This window comes from Halorubrum sp. Atlit-8R, from assembly GCF_003666025.1.
GTDB lineage: Archaea > Halobacteriota > Halobacteria > Halobacteriales > Haloferacaceae > Halorubrum > Halorubrum salinarum.
On the sequence record NZ_QPLV01000007.1, the window covers coordinates 1 to 16,873 of the forward strand.

Here is a 16,873-nt window from a genome sequence, read left to right on the forward strand (position 1 = left end):
AAGTCTCGATTCCCAGCTCAAAAGTAACGATTTGAAAGAATAGAGAGGTGAGCGAAGACTTAGTGACATAATATTGAGAGGAGTATATTTTGTATTGATCTCTGAGTCGGGGTTCATTATTTTCAGATGGATCTTATATTCCCCTACAGAGCGAGCAGGGATAGGAAACGTATCATGAATTAATATTTCATGAGATGTGATACATAACCCACCTTCTGTCTGTGTCTGGAAATCATTCATATTAAATTAAATTTGTATGACCCAATATCCATTATTATACAACAAATTGCTATTTTATATATCCTTTTCGTACACTTCGAGAAGCTCCTTATATCGATTTTGTATTGTAACTTGGCTTATGTGGGCGACTTCGCTCACAGTCTCTTGTGTGAGCTGTTCGTTCGTAAGATGGGTCGCAGCATATAACGCAGCAGCCGCTAATCCTGCCGGGTTCTTCCCACTGTGTACCCCATTTTCTGTCGCAACCTCAAGAATTTCTCGAGAACGCTGTTCCGCTTCATCGCTCACGCCAAGTGATGAAGCGAATTGTGGAAGAAATTGAGTCGGAAGCTCCGGTTCAATTTTTAACTCAAGTTCACGGGATAGATATCGATACGCTCGCTGGACTCGGATTTTTTTAACACGACTCACATCAGAGAATTCTTCTAATGGCCGTGGCATTCCATGCTGTCGTGTAGCCGCGTACAGCGAAGCTGTTGACATCCCTTCAATCGATCGGCCGGGTAGTAAGTCCTTCTCTACAGCACGTCTGTATAGGATACCCGCTGTTTCTCGGATTGATTTCGGAAGGCCGAGTGCAGACGCCATCCGGTTTATTTCACCGAATGCTTGTTTAAGATTTCGTTCATGAGAATTTTTTGCTCGAAACCGTTCATCCCACATCCGAAGACGCTGTAACAGAGCGCGTTGACCATCAGGAACTGATTTTCCGTTAGCGTCCTCATCTCGCCAGCCGATAGTTGTACTTAAACCCTTATCATGCATCAGCCGTGTTGTTGGGGAACCAACACGACTCTTCTCATCGCGCTCCTCTGACGTGAACGCACGCCACTCTGGACCATGATCGATCCGGTTTTCCTTGAAAATCAACCCACAATCTTCACAAGTTGATTCACCTCCGGTATCGTTATGAGTGATTTGACCTGAACACTCGGGGCACACGCTGTTTTCAATGTACTCTGAGGCCTGATTGAGATTATCTAACGGCTGTTCGATGTTATGTTCTTGGCGCATAATAGTAACCCGATGAATAGGTTTGTTCCCCCCAAATCGTGGGGCTTCTTACCTGTTCTGAGGGGTAGCTGCGTATTGAACAAGTGGCGGAATCCCATTCGGGAGGAATCCGACCTATACCTTTGTAACCAAACTGTTGATAGACTTATTGTAATTAGGAAGCATCCTATCAATAAAAATATGTTCACCGGTATAATGAATACTAATCATTCAATTCACGATGGGGTGGTCAGCCTAGTAAATAAAGAACAACGACCTGTCCCCTTACTAAACGAATTTTAGATGGGGTACGAACGGAACCAATTCGTATTGGAAAGTCTATTTCCGTCGCAGAGATCGCAACAATTGGGATTTTCTGGTTCAGCCTCGGCCTCGGACTGCGACCATGTGTCCTCGGTTGGTACCAACGAATTCTGATGAACCCACTAGTAATCGTCCTAGGTGTTACAGCAATCAGGTCTCATCTGTCAGTTTGGTGGACTAACATTCACTTATCGGTTCCTAGTAGAGTGTTCTCAACGTATCACCCGATGGTACAGGCGGCGACAACCTCCTGCTCATACAAATCACCGTGCGCCGCTGTACGATGACAGACTCCCGTAGATGGACTAACAATTCCGAATCTCCCACTCCTGGCATTCATGCACATTACAGCCACAGAAGCTATTTGTTTGGCTGTATCTGAGAGACAAACGAACAACATCAGACAATTAATGATCAAAAGCGCCAATTTATCAGCACAACTCAGTATCGGAACTCGACGTATTGCTCACGCAAACCGATCAGTAACAGGTATTTTCAAATGACAAATTTAATTACACGGATCCAGTCTGTCGGCAGTGCAGTTGGACTGACGTACGGCTCAACGGTTATTGGATCGATTATTGTCACCATCGCTGCCGCATTACTGGGCGCATTCGGGATCGACGTAACCGCTCGTCCATCATTGCGCCTCGTGATGACCACGATCTTGTTACAAGGAGTAACATTCGGAGGGCTCTCAATCCTCTATCTCAGATTCCGCGGTCTCAACTACACATTCGTTTCGCTTTCGATTCCGGACCGCCGGGATATTGCTGTGACTATCGGAGGAATAGGTACGCTTCTCAGCCTACTCGTTGTCTCATCACGCATCACTTCCGCACTTGGACTGGAATCTGCAGAAAATCAGGTAGTAACGATTGGTCAACAGAATCCAACAGCCTTTCTGGTTCTAATTCCTCTATCGTTTTTGTTAGTTGGTCCGGGCGAAGAGCTCCTATACCGAGGATTGGTTCAGGGGACACTTCGAGAAACACTACATCCAACCCGTGCAATCGTTCTTGCAAGCATCCTCTTCGCGTCGATCCATCTCTTTTCGTTGAGCGGGGAAGGGAAACTCGTGTACGTCGGTATCGCATTCATTCTCGCCTTGGTACTCGGTGCGACCTACGAATACACCGATAACCTCACTGTTCCGGCCGTGATTCATGGTGCGTATAATGCGATACAATTTACCATCGCATATCTAACAGCTACTGGCGGCGTGTAACTGTTCGCTATCTGTTGATAGCGTATTTGTTTCTTTGACCGCTACACAAGTGCCTTACTTGCGGATAGTTTGACTGTAGCCGAATATGTTCGTAGGGGTCTCTCACTGACGGGGATTCCGCATTCCTGTTTTAATACGACAACAAAGTATTCCAAATGTACCATGACTAGATCTTTCGGTGCCCCTGGAACCGGACTATCCCGGAGAGAATTTCTCGCTGCGACTGGGGTGACAGGCGTGTCGGCGTTGGCGGGCTGTTCATCCAAAACAATCGACGCGCCGACAGCGGCCACGGGCACCCCGAGTGAAGCACAGACGACATCGTCTGATCTTCCCTACACCAGTCCTCCGACGGTGATTAATGTCGACGAACAGGGAGGATCCGTGACGATGGGGACGCAGCCGGCGCGACACGCGGTCCATCCACTTGATTCAATGGGCGGCCCGGTCGAGTTTCCCCGAGTCTGGGCATGGCAGGCCGACGACAACGACCCGAGCGTTCCAGGCCCGATCCTTCGGACAACCGAAGGGAATGACATGGAAGTGACCCTCGACAATACGAATGGGCGTCGACCCCATACCATCCACTTCCACGGGGTCACCAAAACATGGAAGAACGACGGTGTTCCGACATCGACCGGAATCCAAGTCCCGGCGGGTGAGAAACACACCTATGAAATTCCGGCGAACGTTCCGGGGACGCACCTGTACCACTGTCACTTCCAGACACACCGTCACATCGATATGGGAATGTACGGTATCTTTCGGGTCGACCCCGAAGGCTACGAGTCGGCGGACCGGGAGTACTTCATGACGATCAAAGACTGGGACTCACGGATCCCGGAAAAATGGGCCGGAGAGGCGGATTTTACCTACGATACGACCTCGCGGACTCCGGACGTCTTCACGGTTAACGGGAAGAGCGCACCCCGGACGCTCCACCCCGAACAAGGGTCACCGATCATTGTCGATCAGGGCGATCAGGTCCGTATTCACCTCGTCAACGGGGGATACATGTCACACCCGATACACATCCACAACCACCGCTTCCGGCGCGTCGAAAAGGACGGTGGGACGGTTCCGGAGGCCACCCGCCACGACATGGATGTCACGAATATTGCACCCGCTGAACGACACACAATCGAGTTCACGGCGGACGCAGACCCCGGGATCTACCTCATGCACTGCCACAAAGTCAACCACGTGATGAACGGGTCGTTCTACCCCGGTGGCATGCTTACGGGGGTTGTGTATCGCTCCGTCATGGATACGGACATCTTCAGCCAGCTCATGGAATACGCCGGCTACGAACCGAACTGACACGATCAGACACCCTCCCCCCTCCCTCCGAGCCTTTCTAGTCGGGGCTCTACAGCACGGTTCCACTCATACACAGACTCTCAGGTGGTCACGAGGTGCGTCTCGGGGAAACGAGAGAGACAGATAGTTGTGTGTGAGTTACTAAGCTCGCGTAATGACTCAGAAAGGCCGGAAAGAGAAAGCGGATGGTGACAGACCGAAATCTCGCAGAAGGTCGATCCGCCTACTCGTCCTGGTTTCTGTCGGGATCAGTCTCCTTTCGCTGGTCCCCACAGTTTCGGCCCACGGTGGCGCCGAGGCGTCGGGTTTCACACAGTCGCACGGGCTGGCGATCGCTGGTATCGGCGCCCTCGCAGTCGGTGCGCTCGTTCTCCTCAAGCGAAGGGAACGGATCTCACCGAGAGCCGCTCTGTACGGGATTGCGGTCGGCATCGGAGTTGCTGTCGCCGGTGCGATCCTCTTTGAGGGCCTGGCCCCGGATCCGACGTATCAGGCAGATTCGATGCCGTTCTCGCGGTCTTTGTATCAGCCGCTCGCGATCGGAACCGGCCTGTTAGTCGTGGTTGCGAGTTTTATCACCGGACTCGTTCGATGGACGACACGTCCTCGGTACATGGCTCTCGGAATACTGTTCGGCGGCTGGATACTGTATCCGTATCTGCTGCCCGGGTTCAGCGGCTACACCAATCCGATAGGATACGGGATCGTCCTCGCGACACCGCTGCTCGTCGGATACATTCTCTGGAAAGACGTTGGCGCGGCGCTGTCGACGATCCTTCGGGATTCGGTGGCGCGTCGGTTCGGATTCAGCGTCGGAGTCATGGTGAGCCTCTTCTTCATGGCGACGGCAGGATACCTGTCGTTCTTCAGTGAAGAGGGGGCTCCGCAAGAGACGACCATAGCTGTCCTGAACGTGCTGTATCAGATCGTGCGATGGCCCACCCTTGAGGTACTGCTTCCTGACGTCCCGTTTTTCATCGCGATCTCGCCTGGAGTGGTCATCGTACTGGGACTACTCGGCGTTCTCGTGGGATTGAACGCAGCCGCCGTCGCTCACTCGTGGCGTCTCGATCGGCAGGCGGGCGCCACACAGAGCACGGCCGGGACGGCGACGGTCGTCGGTGCGTGTACGTGTGGGTGTTGTGGGCCACTCGTCTCCCAAGTCGCCGTCATCGCGGCCGGCCCGACGATCGCGGCGCCGATATACTGGATCTTCGTCGATTCGGCGTCGCCACTGAGTTCAATATTCTTGTTAGGTAGCATCGCACTGTTCACCGGCACGCTCGTGTATTCGATTGACTCCCCAGCACCTATCCGAAAAGATACGTCTGAGATCAGTACGGGAGTCACAGAATAGGCGTCTCGGCCACATCGATCCTCCGTTGCTGATCGTTCATCAAGTTTTGTTGAAACGAAGTGCGGACCACCGGACGTAGTAACCCGAATGAAGACGCTTCAGACGGACGGACACTGTGAGTTTGGGGGCAGTACCGGACAGGACCGCTACGGACTAACGCGGAATTCGCCGTGTTTCATCCCGAAAAAGTACGCGACCACCGAGAACGCGATCATCGAGGGAAGAACCATCATAAATACGGTCGAAGGTGCCATCACTGCGGTTAGCGCGACCGTTGCGACAGCGACGATCACGGCGAGCGGAACCACCGAACGTGTAAAGTCGAACTCCATAGTTGTAGTAGTATCTAGACAAGCATAGTCCTTAAGAAACAGAAGGAATGAGGAGCCGGATGGTGACCCCAACAGTCGGATCAACGATGCGCGAACCTTGATATCCACCCTTCATACCACGTCGGTGAGACAGCTCGGATCCGTGCTCGTTTGGAGGCCGTACCCCTCATCAAATTAGCTTCCGTTGAGTGTTTACCGCGATCAACCCACCGCCGGCAATGACCGCGGCCGCTGCCGTCAGCGGATTGAAGAACCCGACAGCCAACGCCGCGAGGGCGATACCATTGTAGGAGAACGCGAGGAGGTTGTTCTGTTTCACGCGGCGGCGAGCCGCTCCCGCGAGGTCGAAGGCGGTTTCGACAGAGCGGATGTCGTTGTCGACGATGGCAATGTCGGCAGCGTCGGCGGCTAGTGCTGTACCGCCGCCCAGAGAGATACCGAGGTCGGCAGCGGCGAGGGCCGGGGCGTCGTTGGTACCGTCACCGACCATCGCGACCTCCCCATCAGATTTGAGCCGCCGGATCGTTGCCGTCTTCCCCTCCGGCGGAACCGTCGCAAAGACGTGCGTCACGGCGTCGTGTCGCTTGAAGAAGTCCGTTGCCTCCTCGTCGTCGCCGGTCAGGACGACGATCTCCGTGCCCCGTTCCCCAAGCCGAGAGACGGTGTCATCCCAGCCGTCTCGCGGCTCGTCCCCGACGACAATCAGCCCCTCTGCTGTCCCGTCACGACCGACGACCACCGGAAGCTGTCCGAATTCCTGGGCGTCGGCGATCCGAGATCGGATGTCGTCGTCGACGGTCCACCCCTGTTCTGCGAACAGATCAAGGTTTCCGACGAGGTACGATGTGTTGCCGATCACGCCTTCGATACCGGACCGATGGTTCGTGAACTCGCGTATCTGACCGACGCCTTCCGTTCCGGCCGCGTCATCTCCGGAGTCCGGCTGATCCGCTGTGCCGTCGCTACCGTCTTTCCCAGCGAATGCCGTCGTGATAGCGTTCGCGGCGGGATGTGACGCCCGTTGTTCGAGTGCGGCGACGGCGTCGAGCAACTCGGGAGGCGCGTCCGCTTTGATCACTTCCATCTCTCCGGTTGTGAGTGTCCCCGTCTTATCGAAGACGACGATATCGACGTCGCGGAGCCGTTCAAAAACTGTTTCGTCGAAGATGATGATCCCGCGGCGGAGCGCACTGGAGAGGCTCTTCGCGACCGACAGGGGCGTCGCAAGGCCGAGAGCCCACGGTGAGCCGGCAAGGATGATCAACAGCGCGAGGAGGAGGGCATCTGGCAGGCCCATCCCGAATGCGAGTACACCGACGCCGCCAACCGCGACAGCGGCTCCGACGACGAGGAAGACGGCGTACGACGCGAGTTGGTCAGCATGGCGTTGGACGCCGTGAGTCGCGCTCTGTAGGTCCCAGACGGCAGTCGTTATCCGGTCGATACTACTCGTTAGGTCCGGGGCGACACGGACCAACGCTGCCCCGTCCGTCACGATCGACCCCCCGATCACGTCGTCGCCGGCGCGTTTGAGCACCGGAAGTGACTCCCCTGTCACGATCGCTTCGTCGACGGTACAACTGTCTTCAACCAGTTCACCGTCTATTGGAACACGTTCGCCCTGTCGGACGAGCACGACATCCCCTGTACTGAGATCCTCCACGCGAACTTCCTGAGTCTCCCCGTCCGAGTCGTACGTTCGTGTACTCTCGACCTGTGAAATGGTGAGTTCGGTGAGACGATCAAGTGCCCGCTGTTTGATCGACGATTCGTAGAATACCATCGCGGTAACCGCAGCCGTGACGATGATCGCGAGATCATAGAAAATGTCGTTTTGCCCGAGAATAACGGCAGCCGTACTGTACGCGTACGCGCTAACGGCGGTGAGCGCAACCAACAGGTCGGTGTTCGGGCGTCGCATTTTGAGACTGATATACGCGCCACGCAACACTGGCAGACCGGTGAAGACGAGAATGATACCAGTCATCACGAAATACAGTCGGAGGAACACGAATGCCCCTTGACTGTTTAGCCGAAATGTGCCCTCAAATATTTCGAGCACTTGCCAGTCGAAAATCGACGCGAGCTGCGCTGGATAGAGGATCGCAACGTATGGAACCAACAGAAACGCACCGAAGAGGAACCCAACGGAGTATCGCATACCCAAGAGCTGGTCGTCTCGGCGCTTTCGAATCCCACCCATCTCCCGCGATCGACGTGTCGTGCCACCGGCCTCACCCACGTCTGATGAGGCATCTTCACGGAGATACGCGGTGTAACCCAGCGAGCTCAGTGCCTCGCGCAACGATTCCTTCGAAACAATGGCTGGGTCGTGTTCAACTCGGATCGTCTCCGTGACGTAACTCGCCTCGGCACTAGCCACTCCCTCTTGTTTATCGGCAAGAGATTCAAGATACGCCTCACACGTCGCAGAATACATTCCGTCGATCCGGAGGAACGTTTGAGAACGATGTTGATTGGGAGGACCCGTGTCGTCTCCCTCTTCGATCTTGCTCTCAGATGAGGTTTGCGTGGCATCGGGAGAATCGGAAGCTCCGAGCGTCGTATACACATCGTGGCAACCACTCGAACAGAACGATTGTTCACCGACAGTCTCAAATGTGGAAGAGTGAACCTCGCGACCACACAAGTAGCAGTTATCAGTCATAGTTCAACAGAGGGGTGCTTGGTCTGCTTGAAACTATACCGGCCTGAATAGACATCATAAAACATATTATTCCATATAGATTGATCAGGCGCTAGGACGTTGATCGCTCAGTATACAATAATCGGGTCATGTTTATGTGGTTGTTGCTACCTTCCGTATGGTGAGATTCACAGTAGTGTATCTGTGTCGATCCATATTGGTTCTACACGTACACAGTACCCTCAAGAGCAGCCCTTTGTAGGCAGCATATAGGAGCAAAGCACGTTCTACACGTACACAGTACCCTCAAGAGTACACGATAACCATCCTCGCTCACTGATCTCTATGTGTAATTGTACCATGATACCCAACAGGGCAGTTCCAAATGAGGGCTGATCACCGCGCCAGCGGGATGGGTAGTTCCTCGAGAACGTGACAACAGCGGTCCCAAGTGTAGTTAGAGAGTTTCTCGACAGAATTACGCTGTTGAAACACATGGATTCCTCGCACGAGAAATAAAGCACACTCCCGACAGCAAATCCCACGCTGCGATTGATCGCGTAGAAGTCGTTGACTAGAATTTCCATTAGTGCCATCAGCCGCAGATTTTCAAGTGTAATACTACCATTTGCCGAATTTTCACCGATTATGAGACTCAAATTACGATCGATAGTGGATTCAGGTTCGGAAGAAAGCGCCGGATGAAATTGCTAGCTCCGCCTTCAGGGCAGTCTTCATCAAGTTACGCCTCCAAAGGCAGGTTGAATGACTACCACGAGCAAGATATTTTAATAGTAACATTGTTGGTAATCCCACGTGGCAGGTGTTCCGAAAACTCGGTACAACTATTCTACTCAGGTGATACAAAATAATAAGTGGACCCTCGTGAAGTAGAGGGGCGAGACTACGGAAGCAAATATGATTGACACAGTTATCTTACAACGAGGGAGCGACTGGCGCGCGCAAGCGGAGGTTTTCGACGAGATCTTCTTCGTCTTCCTCGCGCTCGGTACCCTCGTCGGCACCATCGTCGTGGCGTACACGCTGTGGAACGTGTACAAGTACCGCGACGACGGGGGCGAACCGAAAGAAGACTTCGACGCGCCGACGGTCGGCGAGCTCCCGACGGGACAGGGTGGTCCGAAAGCGAAGAAGCTCTTCCTCTCATTTGGACTGAGCGCGATCGTCGTTATCAGTCTCGTTGTGTACGCGTACGGGATCCTCCTCTACGTCGAGGAGGGGCCAGACACAGCAGACGAGAGCGACATCGAGATCCTCGTCGAGGGGTACCAGTTCGGCTGGGAGTACGAGTACCCGAACGGCCACACCACGACGGGCGAGATGGTCGTGCCGGCCGATAACCGAGTCAACCTCGACGTGACCTCACGCGACGTGTGGCACAACTTCGGCTCGTCAGAGTTGCGGATAAAATCCGACGCTATCCCCGGAGAGACCAGCGAGGTCTGGTTCTCCGTGAGTTCCGAAGAAGTCGAGGCACAGGGCGGCGAGGCAACGTACCGAGTCGAATGCTTCGAGCTCTGTGGGGCCGGTCACTCTGCGATGACTGGTCAAATCACGGTGCTCCCGCAAGACGAGTGGGAAGAATGGTATACAGGTACCCAAAGTGAAAACACCTCCAATATCGATAGGACTTCCGCCGGAAATACTCCCAGCGTTGACAACGCGATCATTCGAGGTGCCCCTACATGAGCGAACTCCCGCCCACGACTTCGGTCAAACGATGGCTCGTCACGACTAACCACAAGGACATCGGGATCCTCTACACGATCACTGCCCTGTTCTTCCTACTATTCGGCGGTGTCCTTGCTTTACTGATCCGTGTCCAGCTCTGGGAACCAACGAATCAGATCCTGTCCGGGCTGGCGTACAACGAGGCCGTCACTGCCCACGGACTGATAATGGTGTTCTGGTTCCTCTCCCCGTTTGCCTTCGGCTTTGCAAACTACTTCGTGCCGCTCCAGATCGGTGCCGACGACCTTGCGTTCCCACGGCTTAACGCACTCTCCTACTGGATGTACCTGTTCTCAGGCGTATTATTATCAATCAGCTTCTTCCAAGGCGGCACGCTGAGCGCTGGCTGGACGATATACGCTCCGCTCAACATACCCGCGTACACACCGAGTATCGGCTCGACGGGTGCGATACTAGCACTCGCGATGTTCACCATCGGAGTCACCGCCTCGTCGATAAATTTCCTCGTGTCTATTCATCACTCGCGTGCCGAAGGGATGGGAATCATGGACATGCCGATGTTCACATGGTCCATCCTCGCGACCGTGTGGATGATGCTGTTCGCATTCGCCGCATTACTCGCTGCGGGACTAATTCTTGCATCCGACCGTGTACTAGGCTCGGTGTACTTTTCCGCAACAGAGGGCGGCTCCCTTCTGTGGGGCCACCTATTCTGGTTCTTCGGCCATCCGGAGGTGTACATCGTCTTCTTCCCGGCGCTCGGTGCAATGTTGGAGCTTTTCCAGACATTCTCTGGGCGTCGCCTCGTCGGGCGAAAGTGGGTGATAATCGCCATCTGTCTTGTCTCCGTCCAATCGTTCCTTGTGTGGATGCACCATATGTTCCTGACGACGATCAATTTGGAGATCAAGACGCTAATGATGGCAACCACCATCGGTATTTCCTTACCCTTTGACCTGATCGTGTTCTCGCTGATCTACACGCTCATCAAGGGACGAATCCAGTTCACGACACCGTTCCTCTTCGCGTTCGGGGCGCTGCTATTGTTCATCCTCGGCGGCATCACCGGGGTGTTCCTCGGCGCTATCGTCCTCGACTACGAGTTCCGTGGCACCTACTGGGTGGTCGCGCACTTCCACTACGTGATGTTCGGGGGGGCGACAGCGCTGATCGGCGCTGCGTACTACTGGTTCCCGAAAATAACTGGGAAGATGTACGATGAACTCCTCGGGAAGATCCATTTCATACTGTTCTTCATCGGGTTCAACGCCGTCTATTTCTCGATGTTCCTCGGGTGGGAGACCCCCCGGCGTGTCTTCGAATACAACCCCGAACTCCAAATTTACCACCAATTCGGGACTATCGGCGCGTTCGTACTCGGATTCTCCTTCTTCATCATGTTCTATAACTTCGCGAAGTCGTATGTCTCCGGCGAGCCTGCCGGCGACAACCCATGGGACTACTCGCGAACTGCTGAGTGGGCCATCTCTTCACCCCCGCCGCTCGAGAACTGGCCAAACCGGCCGTCCTACGCGTCCGGTAAGCTTGAATTCGTGAAAGATTATGTGCCAGACGGAGGTCCGGCTGTCAAGACCGACGCCAATGGGAACGGAACGACTGACGGTGGTGACACCCACTCCGAACACATCAAAAAATATCCGTACTGGGACAAGCACCCAAGCCACGCAAGTATCTGGCCGCTGGCCCTATCGCTGGCAGTCGGTGTATTGTTCCTCGGACTCACCGGGTTCCGCGATAACGTTGTCTTCGAGCTGGGCGAGTCGCTCACATCGACTGGCGTGACAATCTCGAATCCAGTATACCCGATACTCATAGTTATCGGTCTGGTCGGACTCATTTGGACCGGGGTGAAGTGGGGCCTTGAGGACTTCTATGCCCCACCGACAGAGTTCGCCGAGCGGTGGCCGTTCGACGGCATCGAAAAAGTCAAGCTGGGGATGTGGTTCTTCATCGCGTCAGACGTGATCGTCTTTGGCGCGTTCCTCTCTGCAGCCATCTTCGTCCGGTACAACGCCGGCTGGATGACATGGGAGCCACTGGCCGAACCACTACCGGGGCTGATCAACACGTTCGTACTCCTCACCTCGTCATTTACCGTGATCTTGGCGCTGGTCGCCGCTCGTCGAAAGAATCGGCAGGGCCTGCTCGCGTCACTCGGTACAACGATAGTGCTTGGATTCACATTCTTGGGTATCAAGCTCTGGGAGTGGAACAAAGAGATCTTCGAACGAGGCGTGACAATTTCGGCGAATGCCCATGGTGACCCTATTCAAGCATCGATCTACTACGTCACGACCGGCCTCCACGGGATCCACGTAGTTATTGGCCTTGTGATCGCCATCTTCCTGTTCATCAGGGCCTACCAAGGCCACTACCTCGACGACGAGCGGCCAATCGAGTACTTTGGCCTCTACTGGCACTTCGTCGACATCGTCTGGGTGTTCATCTTCCCGCTGTTCTACCTCTTCTGAATACATCGGAATAATTATAAAATTCCGAATATATTGAATTTTATATTATCAACAGTGTAGATATCTACGACCCATAAATCTCCGCCCACTCATAGTGATTACTGCGACTATTTTCACGGGCGGTGTCGAAAGACGGCGGTTCAGAGGCTCCAATCACCGATCCAGATCATCACGGCGGTAAAGAATCGCAGTAATCACTATCAGTCACGTGTCCTGGGGAGCACCAATTCCGACCGTCGCTGGGGAAGTGATGTCGAATTTGATTCTCCGACATTCCCTCCCGAATGCGAATCATCGAACTGGCAGCGTGATGCTACAGTTCTGTATTGAGAGTGTGGACGGATTTTGCGATGCCACGAACACACGTCGACGACAACACTTGGCGAGAGTGGGTCGATCCCTACATCGTCGATTCCAAGCGGCTCATCACGGTCTGCCGGAACAACCTCCGTTTCAAGCAACTCGAAGACCTAGATGTCGACCTCGTCGAAGGGAAAGACGGGATCCAAATCCAATTAGCCGAGTTCGAGCTGGATATACACTGGCGAGAAGCTCTTTCGAAGTACGCTGAGCAGCATGAATCCCACTGTACGGCTTCGCACAGGCAGTTCTCGAACGAGCAGAACGGGACGATCTGCTCGACCGTCAAGGACCAACCGTAGATCGTACAGTCGCGCGAATACCGGATGAGACGGTTCAGTCATGCCGAGAGGTCGACTCCTTTGAGTCGGCGGGCGTTGATCGCGACGATGATCGTCGACAGTGACATGAACACGGCACCGATGGCCGGCGACAGTAGAATGCCGATGGGTGCGAGGATTCCCGCAGCGAGTGGCAGCGCGAACACGTTGTAGCCGGTCGCCCAGACGAGGTTCTCCTGCATCTTCCGGTAGCTCGCCTTCGAGAGCTTGATGAGACGGACCACGTCGAGAGGGTTGTTGTCGACGAGGATGATGTCGCCCGACTCGATGGCGACGTCGGTCCCGGAGCCGATGGCGATGCCCACGTCAGCCCTGGTGAGCGCTGGCGCGTCGTTGACGCCGTCGCCGACCATCGCGACCAGTTTGCCCTCGGACTGGAGTTGTTCGACCTTCGTGTCTTTCTCCTCCGGGAGCACCTCAGCAAAGTACTGGTCAATGCCGAGTTCTTCAGAGACGGCCTTCGCGACGTCTTCGCTGTCTCCCGTAAGCATCGCCACCTCGATGCCCATCCCATGCAGTGCCTCGATGGCCTGTCTGCTCTCTTCCCGAATGACATCGGCCAGCGCGAACGCCGCGACGACCTCAGATTCGTCGTGAATCAGATAGATAACCGTCTGTGCGTTCGCTCCGGCTTCCTCGGCGAAGGCAGTAATGTCGTCGGATCGCTCGATACCGAGTTTCTCGATCAAATTGGGGCCACCCAGGTGGACCGTTTCGCCATCGACGGTGGCTCTGACACCGAGGCCACGGAGGTTTTCGAAGCTCGAGACCTTCGCCCGTTGGATGTCACGTTCGGCGGCGGCGTTCCGGATGGCGCGAGCGATCATGTGTTCGGAATCGCCTTCGACGCCCGCAGCGACCTCGAACGCCCGCTGTTCATCCCAGTCGCCTGCCGTCTCGACGCCGACGACGCCCTGTTCGCCCTTCGTGAGCGTCCCGGTCTTGTCGAACATCACCGTGTCGAGGTTCCGGGCTTCCTCCATAGCGATACGGTCGCGGATGAGCATCCCGTTCTGGGCAGCCGTGGAGGTGTTGATTGCCACCACGAGCGGGACGGCCAAGCCGAGTGCGTGCGGACACGCGATGACGAGAACCGTCACGACGCGTTCGAGGACGGTGATGTTGAATCCGACCGCGACGACCCACGCAACGGCCGTAATCGCCGCGACGCCGAGTGCGACGTAGAACAGCCAGCCGGCTGCCCGGTCGGCCAGGAGTTGCGTGCGGGATTTGGACTGCTGGGCCTCGTCGACCAGTCGCATGATGCCTGCCAGCGTCGTCTCGTCACCGGTCTTCGTGACGCGAACGCGGAGGCTGCCGTCCTGGTTGACCGTACCAGCGACGACTTCTGACCCGGGTTCCTTGTCGACAGAACGAGACTCGCCGGTGATCATCGATTCGTCGACCGAGGACTCCCCCTCGACGACTTCCCCATCCGCAGGTACACTCGCACCCGGACGGACGAGAACGACGTCGTCCTCGCCGAGTTCGGAGACAGGAATCTCTTCCGTGTCCCCACTCTCGGTGACGCGCTCGGCGATGTCGGGCATGAGCTTCGCCAGCTCGTCGAGCGCCCCGGAGGCCTGCCGGACCGAGCGCATCTCCATCCAATGGCCCAGTAACATGATGTCGATCAGCGTGACGAGTTCCCAGAAAAAGGGCGTCGTCCCTGGAAGGAACAGGCTGGCGATGGAGTAGACGAACGCGACCGTGATGGCCAGCGAAATAAGCATCATCATCCCCGGCTCACGGTTCTCGAGTTCCGTCCGGGCCATCGAGAGGAACGGCACCCCACCGTACGCGAAGACGATCACCGAGAGGACGGGCGTGATCCAGACGCTCCCGGGGAATATCGGTGCCGTGTACCCGAAGACGTCCTGGATGAACTCGCTGAAAAAGATGACTGGCACCGAGAGGACGAGCGACACCCAGAACCGCCGGCGGAACATCCCTTCATGGCCCGTGTGGTCCGTGTGGGCTCCGTGATCGTCGTGTGGGCCCCCTTCGTGACCGTTCGCCCCGCGGTCGTGTTCTGCGTCTCCGTGGTGAGTGTGTTCGGATTCGACTTGGTGGTGATCGTGTTCGGCTTCGTGCTCGTGCTGTACGTGTTCGTCCGGGTGTTCGGGTTCTGTGGGTGCCTCATCCGCCGCAGTGTGTGCTTCGTGCTCCGAGGGGTGGGACTGCTGCTCGGATGACGCGTGGGCTGATGCTCGTGGTTCCGACTCTGTTTTTAACCGGCAAATTCGACAACAGTAGACGGGTCCTTCGGATTGGTTCGAGGTGTGACCCTCTGCAGAGGGGGTTTCGGAGTTCTCGTGGTCTGGATGGTTGCTCATGGTGTGGGTGTTGGTGCCGTCCCTCATTATGCTGTCCAGACCCTGATACGGCGCGGTACCGTCAAGAGGGCCGGTGTCGAACGAGAACGGCGGTGCGCTCGTGGACGTGCGTTCCGGCGTTTCTCAGGCGTGGGAGGTGTATCCGGCGTCCTCGACGGCTTGAACGAGTGACGTGACGTCAGCGTCGCCGTCGACGCTCGCCTGTTCGGCCTCTCGATCGGCGGTCGCGTCGGTCACGCCGCTCACTTCTCGAAGCGCGTCTTCGACTGTCTGTTCACAGTGGCCGCAGGTCATGCCTTCGACGGTGATCGTCTGCGTCATACAGCTATACGTATGAGATGCACGTCTTTGTCAGTTACTGCTTCGAATCCAAAGTCAATCCTGAAAATGAAATGGCATACGAAGCCCAACGCTGGGAAACAATATTGTAATTCGAGATACCTACAGATAGATATGCGTGATTTAGATGAGACTGACATGAAGATCCTCTCGCTACTGGCAGAGGACGCGCGACGTCCGTTCAGCAGCATCGGTGAGGAGGTAGATCTCTCTGGTCCGGCCGTATCAGACCGCGTGAAACGGTTAGAGGAATCCGACATCATCAACGGGTTCACCGTCGACGTGAATCGCGCACAACTGCGAGCTGGCGTTCCGGTGTTCGTCCGGCTCGAAAACGATACCTCTGTCATCGAGCCACTTCGAAGCCGACTCCACGACGCGGATGGTATCGAACACCTCTTCGTTACTGCCGAGGGGAAAATATGGTTCTACGGTCGTGCGGAGGGGCAGAACGTTCGACGGTGGATCGATGGGCTTCTCGAGGAGACGCCATCGACGGACTACTCGGTAACGCTCGTCGACGACCTCGAATGGACACCCTCGCTCGACGGCACTGAGTTCGCAATTACATGTGCCGAGTGTGGGAATACGGTCGATAGCGAGGGCGAATCCGCTCGAATCGACGATGATGTCTATCACTTCTGTTGTTCGTCGTGCCGTGGTCGCTTCGAAGACCAGTATCAGCGACTCGAAGAAGGAGCGTAAGCTGTAGTCGCTGTTTCCTCTCTGGGTGGGGTCGTTGATATTGGCTTCCTTCGGCGGTGTAACGTTAATTTGCTTTAGAATCTGAATTCTATACTTGTCTAAAGCCCTGTTCTCGAAACAGTAACTGCACTAAGTAAGGACCACGT

The 16,873-nt window shown here is 55.4% G+C and carries 13 protein-coding genes and 1 pseudogene; 9 read left to right on the forward strand and 5 right to left on the reverse strand.

The annotated features are described in order from the left end of the window. Window positions 1-294: 294 nt before the first annotated feature. The gene (locus DVK05_RS15230; RefSeq protein ID WP_080506115.1) at window positions 295-1,254 is read right to left on the reverse strand and encodes a transcription initiation factor IIB family protein; all 960 of its coding nucleotides are present in this window, start codon (window positions 1,252-1,254) and stop codon (window positions 295-297) included. A gap of 377 nt (window positions 1,255-1,631) precedes the next feature. Between DVK05_RS15230 and DVK05_RS15235 the strand changes: the two genes are divergently transcribed. The 4 genes from DVK05_RS15235 to DVK05_RS15250 all read left to right on the forward strand — a co-directional run bounded on the left by DVK05_RS15235 (window position 1,632) and on the right by DVK05_RS15250 (window position 5,462). Beyond that, a complete protein-coding gene (locus DVK05_RS15235; RefSeq protein WP_230455323.1) occupies window positions 1,632-1,844 on the forward strand; it encodes a hypothetical protein in 213 nt (70 codons plus the stop codon). A 368-nt stretch (window positions 1,845-2,212) separates the two neighbouring features. Next, window positions 2,213-2,785, forward strand: a complete 573-nt coding sequence (locus tag DVK05_RS15240) for a CPBP family intramembrane glutamic endopeptidase (protein WP_199712343.1) — start codon at window positions 2,213-2,215, stop codon at window positions 2,783-2,785. Between the two features lie 162 nt (window positions 2,786-2,947). Continuing rightward, window positions 2,948-4,105, forward strand: a complete 1,158-nt coding sequence (locus tag DVK05_RS15245; protein WP_049983701.1) for a multicopper oxidase domain-containing protein — start codon at window positions 2,948-2,950, stop codon at window positions 4,103-4,105. A gap of 154 nt (window positions 4,106-4,259) precedes the next feature. Further along, a complete protein-coding gene (locus tag DVK05_RS15250) occupies window positions 4,260-5,462 on the forward strand; it encodes a hypothetical protein (RefSeq protein WP_049983700.1) in 1,203 nt (400 codons plus the stop codon). Between the two features lie 146 nt (window positions 5,463-5,608). Here the strand turns inward: DVK05_RS15250 and DVK05_RS15255 are convergent, their stop codons facing one another. Beyond that, a complete protein-coding gene (locus DVK05_RS15255; RefSeq protein ID WP_049983699.1) occupies window positions 5,609-5,794 on the reverse strand; it encodes a hypothetical protein in 186 nt (61 codons plus the stop codon). A 169-nt stretch (window positions 5,795-5,963) separates the two neighbouring features. Continuing rightward, entirely contained in the window at window positions 5,964-8,462 is a 2,499-nt protein-coding gene (locus DVK05_RS15260) for a cation-translocating P-type ATPase (protein WP_049983698.1), read from the reverse strand. An 897-nt stretch (window positions 8,463-9,359) separates the two neighbouring features. Between DVK05_RS15260 and coxB the strand changes: the two genes are divergently transcribed. From coxB to DVK05_RS17790, 3 genes and pseudogenes are all read left to right on the forward strand, one after another. Next, window positions 9,360-10,151, forward strand: coding sequence for a cytochrome c oxidase subunit II (gene coxB / locus DVK05_RS15265; protein ID WP_049983697.1), 792 nt, complete (start codon window positions 9,360-9,362; stop codon window positions 10,149-10,151). Next, the gene (locus tag DVK05_RS15270) at window positions 10,148-12,646 is read left to right on the forward strand and encodes a cbb3-type cytochrome c oxidase subunit I (protein WP_049983696.1); all 2,499 of its coding nucleotides are present in this window, start codon (window positions 10,148-10,150) and stop codon (window positions 12,644-12,646) included. Before coxB ends, DVK05_RS15270 begins: the two co-directional genes overlap by 4 nt. Window positions 12,647-12,845: 199 nt before the next feature. Further along, window positions 12,846-13,412: pseudogene (locus DVK05_RS17790) on the forward strand (hypothetical protein); the annotation flags it as partial. Here DVK05_RS17790 and DVK05_RS15280 read toward each other — a convergent pair. Then, complete coding sequence (locus DVK05_RS15280) at window positions 13,347-15,296, reverse strand: copper-translocating P-type ATPase (protein ID WP_173231026.1); 1,950 nt, start codon at window positions 15,294-15,296, stop codon at window positions 13,347-13,349. The pseudogene DVK05_RS17790 and the gene DVK05_RS15280 overlap by 66 nt on opposite strands. Window positions 15,297-15,353: 57 nt before the next feature. Here DVK05_RS15280 and DVK05_RS17425 point away from each other — a divergent pair, with 57 nt between their 5' ends. Then, window positions 15,354-15,542, forward strand: coding sequence for a hypothetical protein (locus DVK05_RS17425; RefSeq protein ID WP_199712344.1), 189 nt, complete (start codon window positions 15,354-15,356; stop codon window positions 15,540-15,542). A 264-nt stretch (window positions 15,543-15,806) separates the two neighbouring features. On the opposite strand, the gene DVK05_RS15285 is transcribed toward DVK05_RS17425, so the two are convergent. After that, window positions 15,807-16,004, reverse strand: coding sequence for a heavy-metal-associated domain-containing protein (locus tag DVK05_RS15285; RefSeq protein ID WP_049983694.1), 198 nt, complete (start codon window positions 16,002-16,004; stop codon window positions 15,807-15,809). A 132-nt stretch (window positions 16,005-16,136) separates the two neighbouring features. Here DVK05_RS15285 and DVK05_RS15290 point away from each other — a divergent pair, with 132 nt between their 5' ends. Then, window positions 16,137-16,727, forward strand: coding sequence for an AsnC family transcriptional regulator (locus tag DVK05_RS15290; protein WP_049983693.1), 591 nt, complete (start codon window positions 16,137-16,139; stop codon window positions 16,725-16,727). Window positions 16,728-16,873 lie beyond the last annotated feature (146 nt).

Excerpts from the sequence above, each read along its gene's own strand:
- DVK05_RS15280 (WP_173231026.1), bottom strand. The coding sequence starts at position 15,296 with ATGTTCCGCCGGCGGTTCTGGGTGTCGCTCGTCCTCTCGGTGCCAGTC.
- coxB (WP_049983697.1), top strand. The coding sequence starts at position 9,360 with ATGATTGACACAGTTATCTTACAACGAGGGAGCGACTGGCGCGCGCAA.
- DVK05_RS15240 (WP_199712343.1), top strand. The coding sequence starts at position 2,213 with ATGACCACGATCTTGTTACAAGGAGTAACATTCGGAGGGCTCTCAATC.
- DVK05_RS15230 (WP_080506115.1), bottom strand. The coding sequence starts at position 1,254 with ATGCGCCAAGAACATAACATCGAACAGCCGTTAGATAATCTCAATCAG.
- DVK05_RS15290 (WP_049983693.1), top strand. The coding sequence starts at position 16,137 with ATGCGTGATTTAGATGAGACTGACATGAAGATCCTCTCGCTACTGGCA.
- DVK05_RS15245 (WP_049983701.1), top strand. The coding sequence starts at position 2,948 with ATGACTAGATCTTTCGGTGCCCCTGGAACCGGACTATCCCGGAGAGAA.
- DVK05_RS15255 (WP_049983699.1), bottom strand. The coding sequence starts at position 5,794 with ATGGAGTTCGACTTTACACGTTCGGTGGTTCCGCTCGCCGTGATCGTC.
- DVK05_RS15270 (WP_049983696.1), top strand. The coding sequence starts at position 10,148 with ATGAGCGAACTCCCGCCCACGACTTCGGTCAAACGATGGCTCGTCACG.
- DVK05_RS15250 (WP_049983700.1), top strand. The coding sequence starts at position 4,260 with ATGACTCAGAAAGGCCGGAAAGAGAAAGCGGATGGTGACAGACCGAAA.
- DVK05_RS15260 (WP_049983698.1), bottom strand. The coding sequence starts at position 8,462 with ATGACTGATAACTGCTACTTGTGTGGTCGCGAGGTTCACTCTTCCACA.
- DVK05_RS15285 (WP_049983694.1), bottom strand. The coding sequence starts at position 16,004 with ATGACGCAGACGATCACCGTCGAAGGCATGACCTGCGGCCACTGTGAA.